At 55.1% G+C, this 17,566-nt stretch carries 15 protein-coding genes; 5 read left to right on the top strand and 10 right to left on the bottom strand.

All coding sequences use genetic code 11. From position 1 onward, the window contains the following. Positions 1 to 41 precede the first annotated feature (41 nt). The 4 genes from HCX89_RS07925 to HCX89_RS07910 form a co-directional block, all read right to left on the bottom strand. The gene (locus tag HCX89_RS07925) at positions 42 to 1,475 is read right to left on the bottom strand and encodes a pitrilysin family protein (protein WP_144165088.1); all 1,434 of its coding nucleotides are present in this window, start codon (positions 1,473 to 1,475) and stop codon (positions 42 to 44) included. Beyond that, on the bottom strand, positions 1,472 to 2,800 hold the full coding sequence (locus HCX89_RS07920) for a pitrilysin family protein (RefSeq protein WP_025010755.1): 1,329 nt from the start codon (positions 2,798 to 2,800) through the stop codon (positions 1,472 to 1,474). The genes HCX89_RS07925 and HCX89_RS07920 overlap by 4 nt, the downstream gene beginning before the upstream one ends. Positions 2,801 to 2,927: 127 nt before the next feature. Further along, positions 2,928 to 4,226 carry an amidohydrolase gene (locus tag HCX89_RS07915; RefSeq protein WP_167715612.1) on the bottom strand — a complete coding sequence of 433 codons (1,299 nt, stop codon included), beginning with the start codon at positions 4,224 to 4,226 and terminating at the stop codon, positions 2,928 to 2,930. A 72-nt stretch (positions 4,227 to 4,298) separates the two neighbouring features. Next, positions 4,299 to 4,652, bottom strand: a complete 354-nt coding sequence (locus HCX89_RS07910) for a hypothetical protein (protein ID WP_025888910.1) — start codon at positions 4,650 to 4,652, stop codon at positions 4,299 to 4,301. A gap of 212 nt (positions 4,653 to 4,864) precedes the next feature. Between HCX89_RS07910 and HCX89_RS07905 the strand changes: the two genes are divergently transcribed. Further along, the gene (locus tag HCX89_RS07905) at positions 4,865 to 6,967 is read left to right on the top strand and encodes a bifunctional diguanylate cyclase/phosphodiesterase (protein ID WP_071238005.1); all 2,103 of its coding nucleotides are present in this window, start codon (positions 4,865 to 4,867) and stop codon (positions 6,965 to 6,967) included. Positions 6,968 to 7,134: 167 nt separating this feature from the next. Here the strand turns inward: HCX89_RS07905 and HCX89_RS07900 are convergent, their stop codons facing one another. Next, entirely contained in the window at positions 7,135 to 7,725 is a 591-nt protein-coding gene (locus HCX89_RS07900; protein WP_044735449.1) for a tRNA-uridine aminocarboxypropyltransferase, read from the bottom strand. A gap of 183 nt (positions 7,726 to 7,908) precedes the next feature. Then, complete coding sequence (locus HCX89_RS07895) at positions 7,909 to 9,117, bottom strand: multidrug effflux MFS transporter (RefSeq protein WP_025010751.1); 1,209 nt, start codon at positions 9,115 to 9,117, stop codon at positions 7,909 to 7,911. A gap of 113 nt (positions 9,118 to 9,230) precedes the next feature. Between HCX89_RS07895 and HCX89_RS07890 the strand changes: the two genes are divergently transcribed. Then, complete coding sequence (locus HCX89_RS07890; protein ID WP_025888907.1) at positions 9,231 to 10,190, top strand: LysR family transcriptional regulator; 960 nt, start codon at positions 9,231 to 9,233, stop codon at positions 10,188 to 10,190. A 24-nt stretch (positions 10,191 to 10,214) separates the two neighbouring features. On the opposite strand, the gene HCX89_RS07885 is transcribed toward HCX89_RS07890, so the two are convergent. After that, entirely contained in the window at positions 10,215 to 12,086 is a 1,872-nt protein-coding gene (locus HCX89_RS07885; protein WP_096142124.1) for a methyl-accepting chemotaxis protein, read from the bottom strand. 326 nt (positions 12,087 to 12,412) lie between these two features. On the opposite strand from HCX89_RS07885, the gene HCX89_RS07880 reads away from it, so the two are divergent. Beyond that, complete coding sequence (locus tag HCX89_RS07880; RefSeq protein WP_025010750.1) at positions 12,413 to 12,712, top strand: hypothetical protein; 300 nt, start codon at positions 12,413 to 12,415, stop codon at positions 12,710 to 12,712. Here HCX89_RS07880 and HCX89_RS07875 read toward each other — a convergent pair. Further along, the gene (locus HCX89_RS07875) at positions 12,709 to 14,121 is read right to left on the bottom strand and encodes a tetratricopeptide repeat protein (protein ID WP_167715610.1); all 1,413 of its coding nucleotides are present in this window, start codon (positions 14,119 to 14,121) and stop codon (positions 12,709 to 12,711) included. The genes HCX89_RS07880 and HCX89_RS07875 overlap by 4 nt on opposite strands. A gap of 43 nt (positions 14,122 to 14,164) precedes the next feature. Continuing rightward, complete coding sequence (locus HCX89_RS07870; RefSeq protein ID WP_025888906.1) at positions 14,165 to 14,869, bottom strand: hypothetical protein; 705 nt, start codon at positions 14,867 to 14,869, stop codon at positions 14,165 to 14,167. A 187-nt stretch (positions 14,870 to 15,056) separates the two neighbouring features. Between HCX89_RS07870 and HCX89_RS07865 the strand changes: the two genes are divergently transcribed. Further along, positions 15,057 to 15,587 carry a DUF2780 domain-containing protein gene (locus HCX89_RS07865; protein ID WP_096142126.1) on the top strand — a complete coding sequence of 177 codons (531 nt, stop codon included), beginning with the start codon at positions 15,057 to 15,059 and terminating at the stop codon, positions 15,585 to 15,587. A 184-nt stretch (positions 15,588 to 15,771) separates the two neighbouring features. Beyond that, positions 15,772 to 16,227, top strand: coding sequence for a TerB family tellurite resistance protein (locus HCX89_RS07860; RefSeq protein ID WP_028780009.1), 456 nt, complete (start codon positions 15,772 to 15,774; stop codon positions 16,225 to 16,227). Positions 16,228 to 16,249: 22 nt separating this feature from the next. On the opposite strand, the gene yjeH is transcribed toward HCX89_RS07860, so the two are convergent. Continuing rightward, positions 16,250 to 17,515 (bottom strand): L-methionine/branched-chain amino acid transporter, encoded by a 1,266-nt coding sequence (yjeH, locus tag HCX89_RS07855; RefSeq protein WP_028780008.1) that lies wholly within the window; start codon positions 17,513 to 17,515, stop codon positions 16,250 to 16,252. Positions 17,516 to 17,566: the final 51 nt, after the last annotated feature.

Genomic DNA, 17,566 nt, shown 5'->3' with positions numbered 1-17,566 from the left:
GCCACCTCAATTGAGGTGGCTGTCTGATTAAGTTGGTCGGGTTAACCGCCGAAACCGACATCCTTGATATCGACCCGGGTCACCTCGCCATACTTGGCCGCTATCGGGGCTATCTTGTCGCCACTGCCAATCAGCACCATCTGCAACTTATCCTTGGGGAAGTAGCTATCAACCAACTGCTTGGTCTGCGCCAGAGTCAGCCCATCCACCCGTTGCTGGAATTGATTGATATAAGACTCATCAAAACCGTACAAGTACATGTCTGACAGCAGACCGGCCAACTGACCACTGGTTTCAAACTTGGGCGGGAACTGGCCTTTGACGTAGGCCTTGGCCGAATCCAGAGTCTGCTGATCTATCCCTTTCTGCCACAGGCGACTGTAGGTCTTGAGTGCCAAGTCAATGGCTTCCTCTGTAGTAGCCGACTTGGTGAAAGTACTGATCATAAACACCCCTGAGTCACGATAGGGAACGAAACCCGAGCGCGCGCCATAGGTCAAACCGGCATTCACCCTCAGCTCATCGTTGAGCCAGGAGGTAAAACGGCCACCGAGTATGGTGTTGACCACAGTCAGGCCCACATAGTCAGGGTTATCCTGAGTCACACCCAGGCCACCTATGGTGAAGGTGGTCTCTATCGCGTCCGACTTATCCACCAGCAAGACTCGGCTGGCAGACAGAGTCGGCAGCCCCTGCTTGAGGTCGACGGCACGCAGCGATTCACTGTTGTTCCATTGACCGAATGCCGCCTGCAGCTTGGCCTTCATCTGCGCCGGGTCGAAATCGCCCACCACGCTGATAGCGGTATTGGCCGGTTGATAGTAGCCCTTGTGGAAGGCTCTAAGCTGGTTGACCGTCAACTGGGACACAGATTCACTGGTACCCGAAGTGGCATTGCCATAAGGATGCTGACCGAAGACCAGCTTGTTAAAGTAGCGCCCAATCACGGACTTGGGACTCTCTTTCTCCTGCGCCAGCTCGGCGACTCTGCGGCTCTTGAGTTTATCAAACTCAGTGGCATCAAAGTCGGGACGGGTCAGCACATCGGCAAACAATCCCAGCATGGTATCGACATCTTTGGCCATAAAATCGGCACTGAGGTAACTGCCCTCACGGCCGGCATCGGCATTCAGACTGGCACCGAGAAAGTCCACCTCCTGCTCTATGCTGGCCTTGGTGCGACCGGCGGCGCCAAGCAACAAGCCCTGAGCCGTCACCTCTGCCACACCGGCTGTGGTGTCATTGACGCTGCCGACTTTCACCACGGCGTTCAGGGTGATCAGCGGCACCTCTTTCTGCGGCATCAGCATCAGCGTCAGGCCGTTATCCAGAGTGACTCTTTCATATGTTGGCAGTACAAAGTGGCCGGTATCCTGGCTCACCTTCACCTGGGTAGACTGACAACCTGAAACCATTAAGGCTGCGGCAATGGCCACGGCGCCCAGAGAGGCCTTGAGAGAAAAAACCTTGCTCATTGATCCGCCTCCTCTTGTGCAGCCAGTACCCCCACAGTGCGGTTGGCACGGCGCAGGTATGTTTCTGCCACCCTTTGAATGTCGGCCACTGTGACCTGGTTATAGGCATCCGGCGCCTGGAACAGCTTGTCGAAGCTACCGAAATAAAGTTCGTAGGTGCCCAGGGTGTTGGCCTTGCCATTGATGGTTTCCATACTGCGATAGAAATCCATCAGCTTGATATTTTTGGCTTTTTCCAACTCTTCAACCTTAACGCCGTCACGGGCAATACGGTTGACCTCTTCGATCAATGCCTGCTCCAGAGTGGTGGCGCTGACACCTGGGGCCGCCACCCCAAGGATATACAACAGGTTGGGGTCAAAAGACATGGGCATATAAGTCTCGGCGGCAATCGCCAACTGCTTGTCCACCAAAGCCTTGTAGAGGCGCGAGCTGTTGCCTTCACTCAGAATCGAGGTCAGCAGATCCAGCGCGTAATAGTCTTTATTGGTGGTGGCCGGTACGTGATAGGCCAGCATGATATTGGGCGTACTGACAGACTCTTTCTTGACGAAGACCCGTCGTTCCCCTTTTTGCAGCGGCTCGACTGTCTTCACAGCCTTGGGTGGCTCTTGCGCCGGGATAGGGCCAAAGTAACGCTGGGCCAGACGCTTGACCTCGGCCAGCTTAACGTCACCGGCAATCACCACAACCGCATTGTTGGGGGCATAGTAGGTCTTGTGATACTGCACCAGATCTTCCAAGGTCCAGGCCGCAATATCAGATTCATGGCCAATCACTGACCAGCTATAGGGATGCGCCCTGAAGGCCACACCTTTTACCTCTTCCTGCAGAGTACGCCAGTTGGAGTTTTCCAGCCCTGTGGTACGCTCGGAGGCAACTACGCCGCGCTCACTCTCTACCATCTCGGCATTGATATCCAGCGCCGCAATCCGATCGGCTTCCAGATCAAAAATGGTTTCCAGAGCATTGGAAGGGAACCAGTCGGTATAAACGGTCACGTTTTCAGTAGTGTAGGCGTTATTGGCGCCACCGGCCGCTTCCATGGTGCGGTCAAACATCTTGGGGCCGTATTTCTTGGAGCCATTGAACATCATATGCTCGAAGAAGTGGGAAATCCCTGTGATCCCGGGCACCTCGTTGCGTGAGCCCACCTTCCAAAACAGATACATGTTGGCATTGGGAATGGATGAATCCTCCAATACCATGATTTTCATGCCGTTATTCAGGGTAAAACTCTGAATATCTTCGGCCGTGGTCGCCTGTGTTGTCGCCGCCCCAAGAAGGCTGGCTGACATCAGCAGGGCGGTCAGCGTACGCTTCATTGGGTCGCTCCTTGGCTGATTGCTGATTTCAAAAGATCCAATATCGGGTAAAAAAGCACTGCAAATCAAGTAACAAGTGATACGGAATTGTCAGATTTTGTAAGCAAAATGCTTTATCCCGTACGGTTTATTTGCCGCTTAAGCTGGAGAGTGCCAGTGTGGTCAACGCCTCTACCCCCGTCTTGAACGCTGCTTCATCGGCATAGAAATAGGGGGAGTGATTGCTGGCCGCCGTTGCCGGGTCAGTCCCCTCAGGAGTTACCCCAAGAAAGAAGAAAACCCCCGGGGTTTCTTGCGCGTAGAAAGCAAAGTCCTCAGCCCCTGTGATAAGCCCGGGGTCCACCAGCCTCCCCTTGCCGACCACTTGCTCCAGCAAGGGCCTGACTTCGGCCGCCAATTCAGCACTGTTCACCAGCACGGGATAACCCTGGACTATCTCTGTCTTCGCCTCAGTGCCATTGGCTTGCGCTATCAATTCGGCGGTCTTGCTCAGTTGCTGTTTGATATTGGCCCGGCTCGGCTGATCAAAGGTTCTTATGGTGCCGATAAGCTCAACCTCATCGGGAATGATATTCGAACGTATCCCGCCGTTGATGGCACCAAAGCTCAATACTGCGGGGCCGGCAGTCAAATCCGTGCGGCGGCTGATAATAGTTTGCGAGGCACTGACAATTTGTGCCGCGGCCACTATGGGGTCGGCGCCATTCCAGGGACGGGAGCCATGGGTTTGACGTCCTTTAACCTGGATACTGAAAGAGTCTTCACTGGCCATGGTTGGCCCGCCCCTGAGCCCTATCATGCCTGTTGGGAGATTCGAGGTCACATGCAGTCCAAAAACACGTTCGGGTTTGGCGGCAAACAGCCCCTGCTTCAGCATCAACTCGGCGCCGCCTTCTTCCCCTTCAGGCGCTCCCTCCTCCGCCGGTTGGAAAATAAACATCACCTCACCATGAAGCTGAGATCGCAAGTTGCTCAGGGCTTCGACCACCCCCATCAAGATAGCCACGTGGGTATCGTGACCACAGGCATGCATGACACCCACCTCTTGCCCACGGTAGTCGGCCTTAACCTTGGAAGCAAAGGGAAGATCCACGGCTTCAGTAACAGGTAAGGCGTCCATGTCGGCCCGAAGAGCGATCAAGGGCCCGGGATAATCGCCCTTGAGCAAGGCAACGACACCGGTATGAGCCACACCAGTCTGTACTTCCAATCCCAAAGATTGCAGGTGCTCGCTGACCTTGGCGGCCGTGCGAAACTCACGGTTGGACAACTCAGGGTGCCTATGCAGATCCCGTCGCCATTCAATCACTTTTGGCTCCAACTTGGCGGCTTGCTGCTGCGCCAGCACAGTAGGGTCGGCAGCGAATACGGCAAATGGCAACAACCAGGCAGGAACCAGGCTCAGTCCCGAGACAAAAGATTTCATAACATCTCCCTGTTAGTCTGAATGGTTTGGACGGCAAGCACTTTAACTTGGGGGCTGAAGTGCAGCTCTGGCTTAAGGTTCTATCTGCTTCTGTTTCAGCTTCTTCATCTTGGGCTCTTCGATCTTGCGCTCTTTGGCCGCCGCCTCTTTGGCTTCCTGCAAATATTTCTGTTCCCGCTGCGCCCTCTCATCAAACTGTTTACTGGCTTTTAGCCTTTGCTCCTCCTGCCATTCACCGGATTGCTGGCGTTTGAGCACCTTCTGTTCCCGCTCGGCAGTTTCCTTGGCTGCGGCCCTGGCTTTTTCCAGTTGTTCCTGCTCCAGACGCCGGGCATCTTCACTGGCTTTTTCACTCAGTTGAGTCAAATCGGCCGCACTCACGCCAAAGGCCAGCAGCCAACTCAGTAACAGTATTAATCTCGCCATAATTCACTCCTGCATGAGAGAGAACAAAAATCCATCTTCCAAGGACTATCACACATTTTTTCACCAGTTTGACCGATAATGAACATTTTTAGCAACAAAACGAAATTTTGATTGAGCCACAGAGTAGATCTGTTTAGTTTTAAAACCAAAGGATTGAAGTATTGACAAAGGGAAGTGGTTCTCAGCGGGAGAACGACAAGGGAGTATCCTGGATGATCCGATGGACACAACTGCTGCAGAGTCTGGTGGCCGACACAAAGCTTGGCCCCCAGTTGCAACTCTGGCGCAGCGATCCACACTCGACACCTCTGGCACTGTTCAGAGGGAGTAAAATTTTCGCAGCCAACCAGGCCGCGCTGGATTACTTCGCCTGTGTCCACCAGGAAATTCTCGATGCCACTCTCTATGACTTTGCCCCCAGACTGCAATTGGGCGGCCAGAGCAGCATAGAGTTGGCGAAAAAACTACTGCAGGCCGCTACGGCTAAGTCCCAGGTGCAGGAGTGGCTGCATCTCAATCGCCACGGCAAAGAACTGCCAACCCGCCTCTACCTGGAACCAGTCAGAATAGACAGTAACAGGATGATCTTGGTGCGTTTCGAAGCCTTGGATCGTCGCCTGGGCCCCAGAGGTGAAGCTCAGGACGTATTTGGCTTGCTGCCCCGCAGCGTATTGGCGGGCATTCTTGAAGAAAGTGCCGAAGCCGTAGTCATCAGTGATACCTCGGGCAAAATCCTCGCAGTCAATCGGGCCCTCTGCCGCCTTTGCGGTTTCAGCCAGGCACAATTGATAGGCCAGCAACTGCAGATCCTCGAAACCGCAAACGACCCCAAACAGAGAGAATGCCGCGCCGCCTTGGCGCAGCGGGACTTCTGGCAGGGCGAGGTCAGCCATACCCGAGTCGATGGCAGTCACTTTCCCGCCTGGCAGAGCAGTCGCAGGTTGCAGACCGAATCCGGTTGTTATCTGGTCACCATCTTCAGCGATATCAGCGAGCGCAAGCAACTGGAGTCTCGCCTGACAGAACAAGCCATGTTCGACATGCTCACCGGACTTCCCAATCGTCGTCATATGAAGCGCAAACTGCGCCAGGCCCTCAGCGCCAGTCGCGAAGCAGCCAACCAAGGAAAACCAACCACAGGTGCCTTAATGTTTCTGGACCTCAACGGCTTCAAACATGTCAACGACAGCTTTGGTCACTCCATGGGTGACAGAATACTGCAATTGGTCGCCGCCAGGCTGGAAGCCGGTTGCATAGAGAGAGCCGACATAGCCCGCATGGGCGGTGATGAATTTACCTTGGTGTTACAGCATTGCCGCGACAGAGAAGATATCTACCGTTTCGCGCAGCAGATATTGGCCCTGTTCGAGACGCCGTTTGAGTTGGAAGGACAGAAATTCTACCTGGGTACCAGTATAGGTATCAGCCTGTTTGGCGACCGAGAGATAGATCCCTCCGAGCTGCTGAGCCAGGCCGACACCGCCATGTACAGTGCCAAACGCAGCGCCAGCCATATCAATTTCTATGACAGCTCCATGAGTGAGGCCGCCGAACATAAACTCAAATTGCTCGGCGATCTGCGTCATGCCTTGGGGCTGGGGCAACTGAGCCTGTTTTACCAACCCATAGTCAGGCTCAAGGATAACCGCATGGCCGGCGCCGAAGCACTGCTGCGCTGGCACAAGAGTCCACACGAACTACTGGAAGCGGCCGATTTCGTGCCCTTGCTGGAAGAAACCGGTCTAATAGTCACTGTCGGCAACTGGGTGTTGGAGCAAGCCTGCCGGCAACTGGCGCTTTGGCGGCAACAGGACAACGACTTTATTATTTCGGTCAACGTGTCGCCGCTGCAACTGGAGCACCTGGACTTTTACCAGCAGGTAAAATCGGCGCTGCAACATCATCAGCTTCCCGCCGAAGCACTGATTTTGGAGATCACAGAATCGGCACTGCTGGGCCATCCACGCCAGGCCAAACAAACCCTCAAACAACTCAGGGAGCTGGGGGTCAGAATCGTCCTCGATGATTTCGGTACCGGGCTGTCATCACTGAGCCGTTTAGGCAGCCTGCCCCTGGATGGGCTGAAAATTGCCGGTGAATTTGCCGAACAGCTGGAGCATCAGAAAGGCAAACGTCTGTGTCAGGCCATAGTGCAGCTGTCACAGGCACTGGAGCTCAAGTTTGTTGCCGAGGGAATAGAAACGGCCGATCAAAATGATATGGTGCGGCAGATGGGTGATGGGCTGGCACAGGGGTTCTTTTTCGGTTATCCCTTGCATCCAGAACAGTTTGCCCTGGCACATTTTCAGCTCTAGTCAGCGGAGTGAACAGGACTGCCGGCAACAGAGTCATTCTGCTACCACTCCCCTGCAAAAGCGGTAAGCCGACAGTCCCACTCCATCATCAGGGATGATGTACGCTAATTAAAACCGGATTAGCTTATAAATGTCGTGATCTACACGAAATTTTCGCTACCGCTTACTCAATACCGCTCCCGCACCTTGGCCGGCATCCGTCGCAGCCGCTGCGCCACCAGCTCAGCCAGTAACCCATGCATAGGCGCCACATCCAGCCCAGGCTCCAACTGAGACAGGGCCGCTGCTGCCGCCTCGATCGTCGACAGGCTATCGCTGCGACTGGCCTTGCGAATGCGATACGCTGTCGGCGCCGCCTGTGACAAATGCTTTTGGGGCAAGGCCTGTAACCAAGGGTTAAGTCGATACATTTTCAAGGTTTTGCGCCAGGTGCCATCCAGCAGGATAAGCCGTACCGCTTCAGATGATTCAGCCGCCTGTAACAGCTGACTCTCATCAGAGGGATAGAGTAAGAAAGTCGGCATGCTATCCCTTGCCAGTTCAGCTCTCAGCTCGGCAAAGTCCGCCTCGGTTTCGCCCACTACCACTCTGGTGTTCGGCACCGCCAACTGCAATAAACGCACGCTGTTCTTGGCATGTTCCACCTCGGAGGGATGCTGCAGTACCAACAGCCGGCTGCGTGGAGATATAGCAGACACGGCCCCGCAAACACAGGCCGTTTGTGGGTAACCACATTGTTCACAGTAAGGGCGCGACATAGGTCTTCTCTATCAGAGATTCAACACTTTTAAGACTGCGGACCTACCACAGCGCCAGCTATGGTAACACAACCCCCGCCGACAACCGGCACTGGCCCCCATGCACCATCCTGGCTCTAAAAAAATGCCCGCGGCAGCGGTCAACTGCAACGGGCCAAGGGTGATGCTTAAATCTGTTAAAACTCAGTGATGCGCAAACTGCTGCTCCTGATGCCAGGCATTGAAACGACGCTGGGCCATGATCAGCAGCAGCACCATAGACAGGCTGCCCATCACCAAGGTTACGGCGAATGGCGCACTGAGGTCAGTTTGCTGCACCAGACCGGCCAGTAAAGAAGCGCCGCTCATCTGAATACAACCGAGCAAGGCTGCCGCAGTACCGGCACGCTCGCCGAAGGCCGCCAACGCCATACTGGTTGCCGGACCCAGCAGGAAGGCGAAACCGACACACAGCAACATCATGGGCAACATAAAGCTCATGGCGGCAGCCATACCTTGTTGAGGGCCATAGATCTGCAGCACAGGTTGCATCGCGGCAGAAGCCAGCAGCAACCAGAGCGAAAACACAACGGTCGCGCGATTTCCAAGGCGTTTGGTGACCATGGGGGCGGCAAAACAGGCAATAATGTTCACCAAGGCGTTGAGTCCAAACAGGCCACTGAATGCCAGCTCTGACATACCCAAATGATCAATCAGCCACACAGGTGCGTAGGAAACATAGCTCAATATTGAGGCCATACCGGCCATGCAACAGAAGGCATAAAACAGGAAGTGGCGTTCGGCCAATACAGGCTGATAGCGACCCCAGCGGTACAGCGGCCCACTGCTGACAGTATTCTGCGGCCGGGTTTCTGGAAAACGCATACTCACCAGCAGCAGAATCACCAAGCCGTAAACAGCCATCAGTCCAAAGGTTGAACGCCAACCGAATTGCATCGCCATCACACCGCCAAGCGTTGGTGCCAGTGCGGGGATGACGCAAATCGCACCGTTGAGATAGCTGTAGATACGAGAACTTTCAGCCGGTGCGTAACAGTCACGCACTGCACTGAAGACGACGATAGAAGTGGAGCAAGCTGCCAACCCCTGCAATACCCTGGCGATCTGTAACCATTCGAACTCCATGGCAACCACAGCCAACAGCGCACTAAGCACATAGAGAGAAATCCCCCCCAATGCCACAGGCCTGCGGCCAAATCTGTCAGCCAAAGGGCCTATGAGGATCTGCCCTACCCCCATGGCGAACAGGAAAAGCACCAGAGTAGACTGGACTTCGCCGGCACTGACGCCATATTCAATCGCCATAGTCGGCAAAGAGGGCAAGTAGATATCGATAGCCAGTGGGCTTAACAGCACCATGGCCATCAGCATAGGCAGGAGGTTTTTTGCCATAGGTTGTCGTTCAATCCTGAGTGAAAACTGAGATGGGGCACATTCTAATGAACTGGAGGTATGAAAAGAAATGATATAATCTCACAACATAATTTCCTCTGAGGAATATCAGGGTGAATCTGGATAACCTGGCCCGTATCGACCTCAACCTGTTGGTCATGTTGCAGGTGCTGCTGGAAGAGCGCAGCGTGACCCGCGCCGCCAATCGGCTGCACCTGAGTCAATCTGCATTGAGCAAGAGCCTCAACCGCCTGCGCGACATGTTGGGCGATCCTTTGTTTCAGCGCACCGCCCACGGCCTCAAGCCGACGGCTCACGCCGAACAGTTAGCGCAACATCTGCCTATCGCCTTACAGAGTCTGCATCAACTGACCCAACCTCCCGTGTTTACCCCGGCCAGCAGCAACCGGCAGTTTTCGCTCACCATGGTAGAAAGCGCCTATGAAACTCTGCTGCCCAGTTTTATCGGTCGCTTGCTCAGCAACGCCCCTAATGTCAGGCTCGACTCCTATGTCTGGACCGAAAAATCCATGCAGGCACTGCAGCAGGGGCAGATAGATTTGGGAATTTCGGGAAGGGATCTGCAGCCCAGCTCCAGCTTTCACTTCAGCCAGTTGCCGGAAGGGATCCTGTATCAAACTCTGTTTCAGGATCATCAAGTGTGTCTGGTGCGCGAAGGGCACCCGGCGCTGCAAGCTCAAAAGAACAAGGTCTGGGATCTGGCTGCCTACCTGGCGCTGCCCCATGTACAGGTGCGTTGTGAGGGTAATGATTGGTGGGCGCTGGACTACTTTCTGGCGGATCTCGGTCATCACCGCCGCCTCAGTGCTACAGTGCCGGACTTCTACGGTGCTGCCAGTATTTGCGCTCACAGTGACTTGGTATTTACCCTGCCCTCCAGTTTTGCACTGCACGCCTGCAAGCTTTACTCGCTGCAGCAATTGCCACTGCCGATAGACTTTATGCCCATGGCTTATGTGTTGCTCTGGCATGAGCGCAATAACGACGACCCCGGCCACCGCTGGATGCGGCAGCTGATAGGTGACAGCATGAGCAGTAAAAAGACCGCCTGAACGGCGGTCTTGAGTTAAACGTGATTAGAGCACGAAGGTCGCGACCTTGGCATTGAGATCGGTCGCACGCACCTTGAGTGCCTTGGCGTGCTCAAGGTCGTCCATGGCGGTGGAGGTGATCTCATCGGTAACGTCCTTGATGGCCGTGGTGTTTTGGGTAATCTCCCCCGTTACCTGAGTCTGCTCTTCCGCCGCCGTGGCTATCTGCCCGGCCATATCGGATATCTGCGCCACAGCAACGGCTATCTCTTCCAGCGCCTTACTGGCCTCTTCGGCATCGCCGACACTGCGGCCTGCCATCTGGCGGCTGTTTTCCATGGAGGCTACCGCCCTGGCAGTGGTTTGCTGCAATGCCTCTATGGTGTCGTGGATTTCGGAAGCCGAATCCTGAGTACGCTGAGACAGAACCCTCACTTCATCGGCCACCACGGCAAAACCGCGCCCTTGTTCACCGGCACGGGCAGCCTCGATGGCGGCGTTCAACGCCAACAGATTGGTCTGTTCGGCCACCCCTTGAATTGCGGTGAGAATACCGCTGATAGCCTGGGCATGACGATTGAGCTCATTGATCACTTCGGTGGTTTGGCCTACTTCCTCGGCCAATGAATGTATTGAGTTTCGGGTCTGCAGTACCAGACTCTTACCCTGCTGAGAGCTGCAGGAAGATTGCTGCGCTGCAGTAGCGGTCAACTCGGCGTTGGCAGCAATCTCCTGGGTGGCACTGGCCATCTCGGTAACTGCGGTAGCCACCATGGTTACTTCCTGCTGCTGCCTTTGCAGCTCAACAACCGAGCTCTGGGTGGTATTCAACCCCCGCTCGGCATCCAGATCCAGTTCGGCCGCCAACTGACGTATATGGCTTATCAGCTGATGCTGGGCCGAGACAAAGCGGTTGAAGTTGTCCGCCAGCTCGGCCACTTCATCATTGCTGTCGACAGTGATCCTTTGGGTCAGATCGCCATTGCCGTCGGCAATCCGTGCCAGCGCCTGGGATACCCGCCCAAGCGGAGCCAACAAGAGTCCGAGAAACCAAGAGATAGCCGCCGTGCTCACCAGCAGCACAAGCGCCGCCAAGCCAACCTGGGTCCAAAGCAATTTGCCGAGTGGTGCTTCAAGCGTTGCCTTATCCAGCAGCAGCAAGAGCTGCCAGTCGGTATCCGGAATAGCCGTTGCCCAAACAAGTTTGTCCCGACCATCGGCATCAAAATACAGGGATTGCAACTGCGCCGTTTTTTGAATGTTGGCCAGAATGCCCGCACCGAGATCATCATCAATTTCGGCAACCGGACGCATCGCCTTGCTGCCATCCTTATAAGCGATTACGGTACCGTCGTTATGCATCATGACGGCAAAACCCGCAGCCGGGATCGCCATGCTGTTGACCTCGGCTACCAGAGTATCAATTGCCAAGTCGCCACCTATCACCCCTTTGGCGGTTGGCTGCGCCAAAGAGACCACCTGAATACCATAGCCACTGTCGATATAGGGTTTGGTGATAATGGCCCGGCCTTTGGCCATGGCATCCTGGTACCAAGGACGGCTGCGGGGATCGTAATGACTGTTGTCCACGCTGGGATCGGCATCCTGCATTTTGCCGTCACTGCCACCGAAGTAGACAGACTCCAGCTTGCCGGCCGCCCTGGCCTGCTGCAGTGCAGGCACAAAGTCATCACTTATATATTCCTGCAAGGATGAAACCACGTTGGTGCGAATCGCCAACCACTCGGTGACACGCTGTGCCTGCATATCACCAATACGCTTTAACTCTTGCTGGCTGGCTTGCAACAGTTGTGTTTTTTGAGTGCTGTAGCTTTGCCAGGAAAGCAGAGCCACAACCAGAGTCAATGCCAGTACCACACACACCAGCAACTTGTGTTTCAATGAGCGGAGTTTCATCTTCAGCGGGGTCCGATATTTGAGAAAAGGCCGACAACCATCGGAGTAGCGACCTACAGCTTTGTCGAAATGATCGCATATTCTGCTGATTTGACTGAGTGATAGTTCACAATTAGTTGAAAAACAGGTCAAAATTGCAACAAAAACTCTGGCTTTTGGGTTTTAAACCACAGTTGATGAATAATTATTTATTCGGGGAACTCCTGCCTCTTAACGCTTTCTTAATAAAGTCGTATTAAACATGATGAATAATGAAGCAGATTTAACGTGACCTGAGCCAGGGATGGGGTCACACTTGGACCCAAGCAAAGACCGGAGGAAGAAAGATGTACCGACAATTTGCGCAGAGTCAGCCACTCAATCCCAGAACCTTGGCGGGAGCATTGCTGAGTCTCAGTGCCTTTAGCCTGGCACTCTTGCTTATGCCCCTGGTGTTGATCCTGGCGGCAACTACACTCCTGTGTTTGAGCCTGTTTGGCCGCAGCTATTTGAAACGCCAGTTGGCCAGCATTCACCAATGCCGCCAAAGAGGCAGACAAAGAGATCTCTACGACCTGGATCCCAACCTGTGCCGGGATTCAGGCTTGAGCCCAAGGGGCCGTATCATAGAGCACGAACCGGACTAATCGGCGAGCAGTTCCTGTGCCCGTTTCAGGGCACGCCGCTCATCTGCCGATTGGCTCAGTTGCAATACATTCTCAACCTGTTGTTGCAGTGACTGCCACAAGGGGCCTATCACCTCCAGTTCACGCTCATCGGCGCGCTCTCGTGCCAGGCGCAACCAAGCAACAGCCTCCACTACGTCTATGCGTCCAAGGCAACCATCGGTCAGGGCTATCGCCAATTCAATCATGGCGGTCACACTGTGGCCATAGCGGATAACCTGTCTTAAATAACTTTCGGCCTGAGACAGATCCGAGCCAAATGCGGTGTCATCGTTGAGCATATGCTGCGCCCGTGCCAACATGGCATCCAGTTGTCCCTGCTCTGCCGCTTCGGCCAACCATTGTTCACTGGCACCTAGGTCTGCTTCACAGCCTTCGCCACGGGCCAACATCAGGGCTAGGTGGTATTGAGCGTGGGGATCGCCGGCTCTGGCCGCCCGGGTTATGTGTTCAAAGGCTTGTTGCAGCTCGCCGCGTTGATAACAGAGCACCCCGAGATTGGCCATGGCCTCAGATTGTTCGTTGGCGGCAGCAGCACTGAGGAAACGTTCTGCCTCGATTTCATCTTTAGCCAGCTCACCACTGCCCACCAGATAGAAGTAACCCAAGAGCGCCATGGCATCGGTCACGCCGGCCTCAGCGGCTTGGCGAATAGCCTGCTGCCCGGTAGCAAGATCAACATCACCTCTGTAGCCATGAATAAGGGCCACTCCGTGTTCAAACAACGCCTTGGGTTCAGTTGGCGCCGCCTCGGCAAACCAGTGTGCCGCCTTGGCCAGCATTCGCGCCGAGTCACCCGTGAGCGGTTCGTCGGCCTTATCTTGCAGGGCCTGCTCCTGGCCACGGGCAATCAGGGCCCGATTCTTGAGCGCCATACCCAGCAGATATTGCGCCTCGGCATCATCCTCCATCACGGCCCGATAGCAGAGCTCGCGTCCGGCCTGCAGATCAAAGTCATCGAAGTGGTATTCTGGCGCTTCCCGGCCCTTCAGCCTGGGGTAGGCCAGTTCCATCAGTTTCAACAGATCGCCGATGGCCTTTTTGGCCAGTTGCAGCAGTTGCGTTTCTGTGAGGTGGAACTTTTCCGGATGGGCGCCGCGGTTGCCATCGGCCCTCAGCCTATGCAGCGCCCGGGTGATGCGCACATCGATCAGCCGCTGGCGATTGAGCTGTTCGATACGATCATAAAGGTTGGGGCTGTCAAAACTGAGCTTGGCCGGTGCGGCCAACAGCTCAGTCAATTTGTGGGCAAAGCTGCGAACATGCAGTAGTGCCTGGGTTGGCACGTCCTGCACATAGCGCTTGGCAGTCCGGTATTCCCGGGCCAAGTCTTCCGACACACTGGCTATAAAGGCAACATCATCCAGCACAGTCTGACCTCACAGAGCCGCTTGAGCGGCTAGCAAAGAAGATTCAAGCTCGGCCCTTACGGGCAACGCGATAAAGGCGGAACAAGGCTACATTGACGAATAAACCAATGAAAGCCACAAAGGTATCCACCACCAACTGCAGTGGCATACCACCAGCCTGTCCCAGTTGCGACAGCACACTGCCGATGAGCAGCAGCGGAAAATAGCTCAGCAGTACCAAGATTGTCGTGCCGGTGAGCCCGCTACTGAACTCAAAACTGGCCTTGATGGCCTGCAACGGGCTCATGCGCTCGACCACTACCATAAAGTTAACAAAGGCCAGGCGGGCAAACAGATACAGGCTGATCCCCATCCCCAGGATCCAAATCGGCCCTATGGCCGCCAGGATCATAGTCGGCGCCGCGATCGCCATTCCGGAGAACACTCCGGCCAACATCAGCCCAGGCACAAATGCCAGACTGGATTTCAACACCTGGCCTGTACTGGGCTGCATGCCTTCGGTACGCAGCTCCATAAATAGCGTCAACGCCGCGATAAGCACTGAGAAGATCACCATCAAGGCGATCACTGCCAGCATATGAGGAGTGCCGAACTGCGGATTTTCAGGATCGGCATTTAGCAGCTCGGCACCGAGCCACATTTGAATACCCACCTGCAACAGCAGTAAGGGAACGGTCAGCATCGCCAGCTGAACGATATGATTACGGAAGAAGTTATAAGCTTCGGTCAGGATGGCAGACAGAGACATGCAGCTTTCCCAAAAAGGTTGTAATTAAAGGATCAAGATAGACGCCAAGGATACCCAAATTCACGCGCCAATGCACAAATGAAATACAGCAAAACGACCGCCTGTCACGCAAAAGCCGTGCATCGACGACTGAGATAAGACTAGAATATGGCCCCAGAAGACCTTTTATTTGCACAGGAAAGCAGAAATGAAAGCTTATATCACTGCAGCCGTAATCGTGGGATCACTGTTGGCGGCCCCAGCGCAGGCCGGTTGGTTCGACAAACTCACCAGCAACACCCAGACACAAGCCGATACGGCCACCAATACTCAGACCGCCACTCAAAACAGTGAGCTGGTTGGCACCGTGATGTCACAGCTGGGTCTGACTCAAACCCAGGCCGAAGGTGGCCTTGGCAGCCTGCTCGGACTGGCCAAGACTTCATTGGGGCAAGAATCTTTCTCTCCCATTGCCGACAGCATTCCCGGTATTGATGGCTTGCTGGCCGCAGCGCCCAAGCTGGATGGCACCTCAGGGATGACGGGCCTTTTGTCAAAAGCCGGCGACCTGGGTAACTCTCTACAGGGCAGCGCCATGGTCTATGATGCCTTTGCCAAACTTGGGATCTCCAAAGAGCTGGCTGCGCCCATGATAGATATAGTCAAAAACTACCTGCAAAGTAGCGGTGGCGAAGGCACAGCCGATCTCCTGGTCAAGGGGCTGGGCTCATTGCTGTAAAGCGGTTCACACTATCAAAGGGGAACCCGCGGCCACTGATGGCGTCTAAAAAATGTGGCCGCCCGGTTAAAGCGCGCATCGGCAAGGCTGGTTTTCACCCTGCCCAAGCCGCAAACCGCGCGGCCCGACACTCCCAGAGCCAACAGGGTTAGCCCAACACTGAGCCAACTGACAAGAGAAGCCTATGATCGCCAAACTCAAGCAGTTTTTGAATGCCCATCAGCAGAGCAAATCCCCGCAGGAACAGCAGAAACAACTGGAATTGGCAGCCGCCAGCATGTTGTTGGAAGTGGTTTATGCCGATGAGGAGATGTCCGGCACCGAGGCCCAGCTGTTACCCGAACTTCTGGAACAAACGCTGGGTATAGCCGCCGAAGCGGCGGCCGAGCTGATAGTTGAGGCAAAACAAAGCCGTCACGATGCCACCTCACTGTTTGAGTTCACCTCAGCCATCAATGATAGCTTTACCCTTGAGCAGAAGCAGCAGCTGATCCTGGCGATGTGGCGTGTGGCCTATGCCGACGGCGAGCTGTGCCGCTACGAAGACCAGATCATCCGCCGCTGTGCCGATCTGCTGTATCTCAAACACTCTGAGCTGATCCAGCTGCGCAACCAGGCCATGACTGGCAACTCAGACTGAACCCGCCCTTTATTGCGCGCTTTTATTGCATAGGGATCACCGGCGGCAATTGGCGTTTCTGCCACTGCTGTTGCAGTGTCAACAACACAGCCAGCACACAGAGCAACCCCAGGGCGTAGGCCATGGCGCTGCCGAGTGCAAACGCCAGCAAAACACAAAGCGCGCAGCTTAGCAGTACCAAAGGCAGGTAGCGTTTGCTCAGCAAGCGAATGGCTGCCAGCATGGACAAGAGATAGATCACCACAAATACCCCGTTACTCCACGCAATAAGCTGCTCAAGCTGTTGGCCTGAAATATAGGTCAGCACTATCACCAGCCCCATCACACCCAGCACGGCCGACAAGGCTCTGACCGGCACCTGATAGCTGTTACGCTCACGGAACCAGGCCGGCAATATCCCCTCGGTACTGAAGCTCCAAAGCAGCCGCGATACACTGGCGGCATAAACGTTAACCGCCGCCAGACCACTGGCAATACCCAGCACACCTATCACCTGAGCGCCGTATCCGCCGAGCAGGGTATCGAACGCGCCTATCATGGCGACCTTGGTATCCACTTCCACCAGCAATAACAGCAAGGTACAGGCCAGATAAACCGCGCCGACCAAAATCACCCCTATCACCATGGCGGGGATCAAGTCCCGATCCGGGCGCCGAAAATCGTTGGCCAAGTGGGTCATGGCCTCCACACCGAGGAAACTCCAGAAGGCGATGCCTATCGCCAGCATCACGCCGTCATAATCGGGAGTGGAATGAGCAGTCAAAGACACCAATTCACCGGCCTTGGCACCACCGGCGCCGAACATCATTACCACCACGGCCACAATTCCCAGTGTCAGGGCAAATTGCGCCTTGGCAGAAACCTGAATCCCTCTGAGATTGAGTAGCCAGAGCCCGAGCAGAACCAAGAGTTCGCAGCCCACCTGAACCCAGCCGGACACGGGAACCAGCGCATTAACGAATTGGAAAGTCATCAAAATGGCGGCGGGCGCACCGATAGGCACAGCCATCAAAAAGCTCAGGCCTATGGTGCGGCCCAGGGTACGGCCAAAGGCTCGTTCGACAAAATACGCCGGCCCGGCGGCGTGAGGGAAACGACTGGCCAGACGGGCAAACACCAGGGTCACCGGGATAATGGCCAGGGTCAGCAAAGCCCAGGCCAACAAGGCGCCACTACCGGCTTTGGCGACCGTCATCTGCGGCAAAATAAACACCCCGGTACCCAACAATGTGGTGGCCATTAAGCCGGCGCCCTGCCAGCGTCCTATGGTTCCTGTAACTTGATTCATCTGCTAAATTATCAGTATCTTGAATGGCGCCAGTATAGTCGTTCTCCGGCA

Origin of the sequence: Shewanella sp. Iso12 (genome assembly GCF_012030025.1) — a bacterium.
Classification (GTDB): Bacteria; Pseudomonadota; Gammaproteobacteria; order Enterobacterales; family Shewanellaceae; genus Shewanella; species Shewanella algae.
Note: the sequence above shows the minus strand (reverse complement) of the source record. Positions and strands in the feature narration are given on the sequence as shown.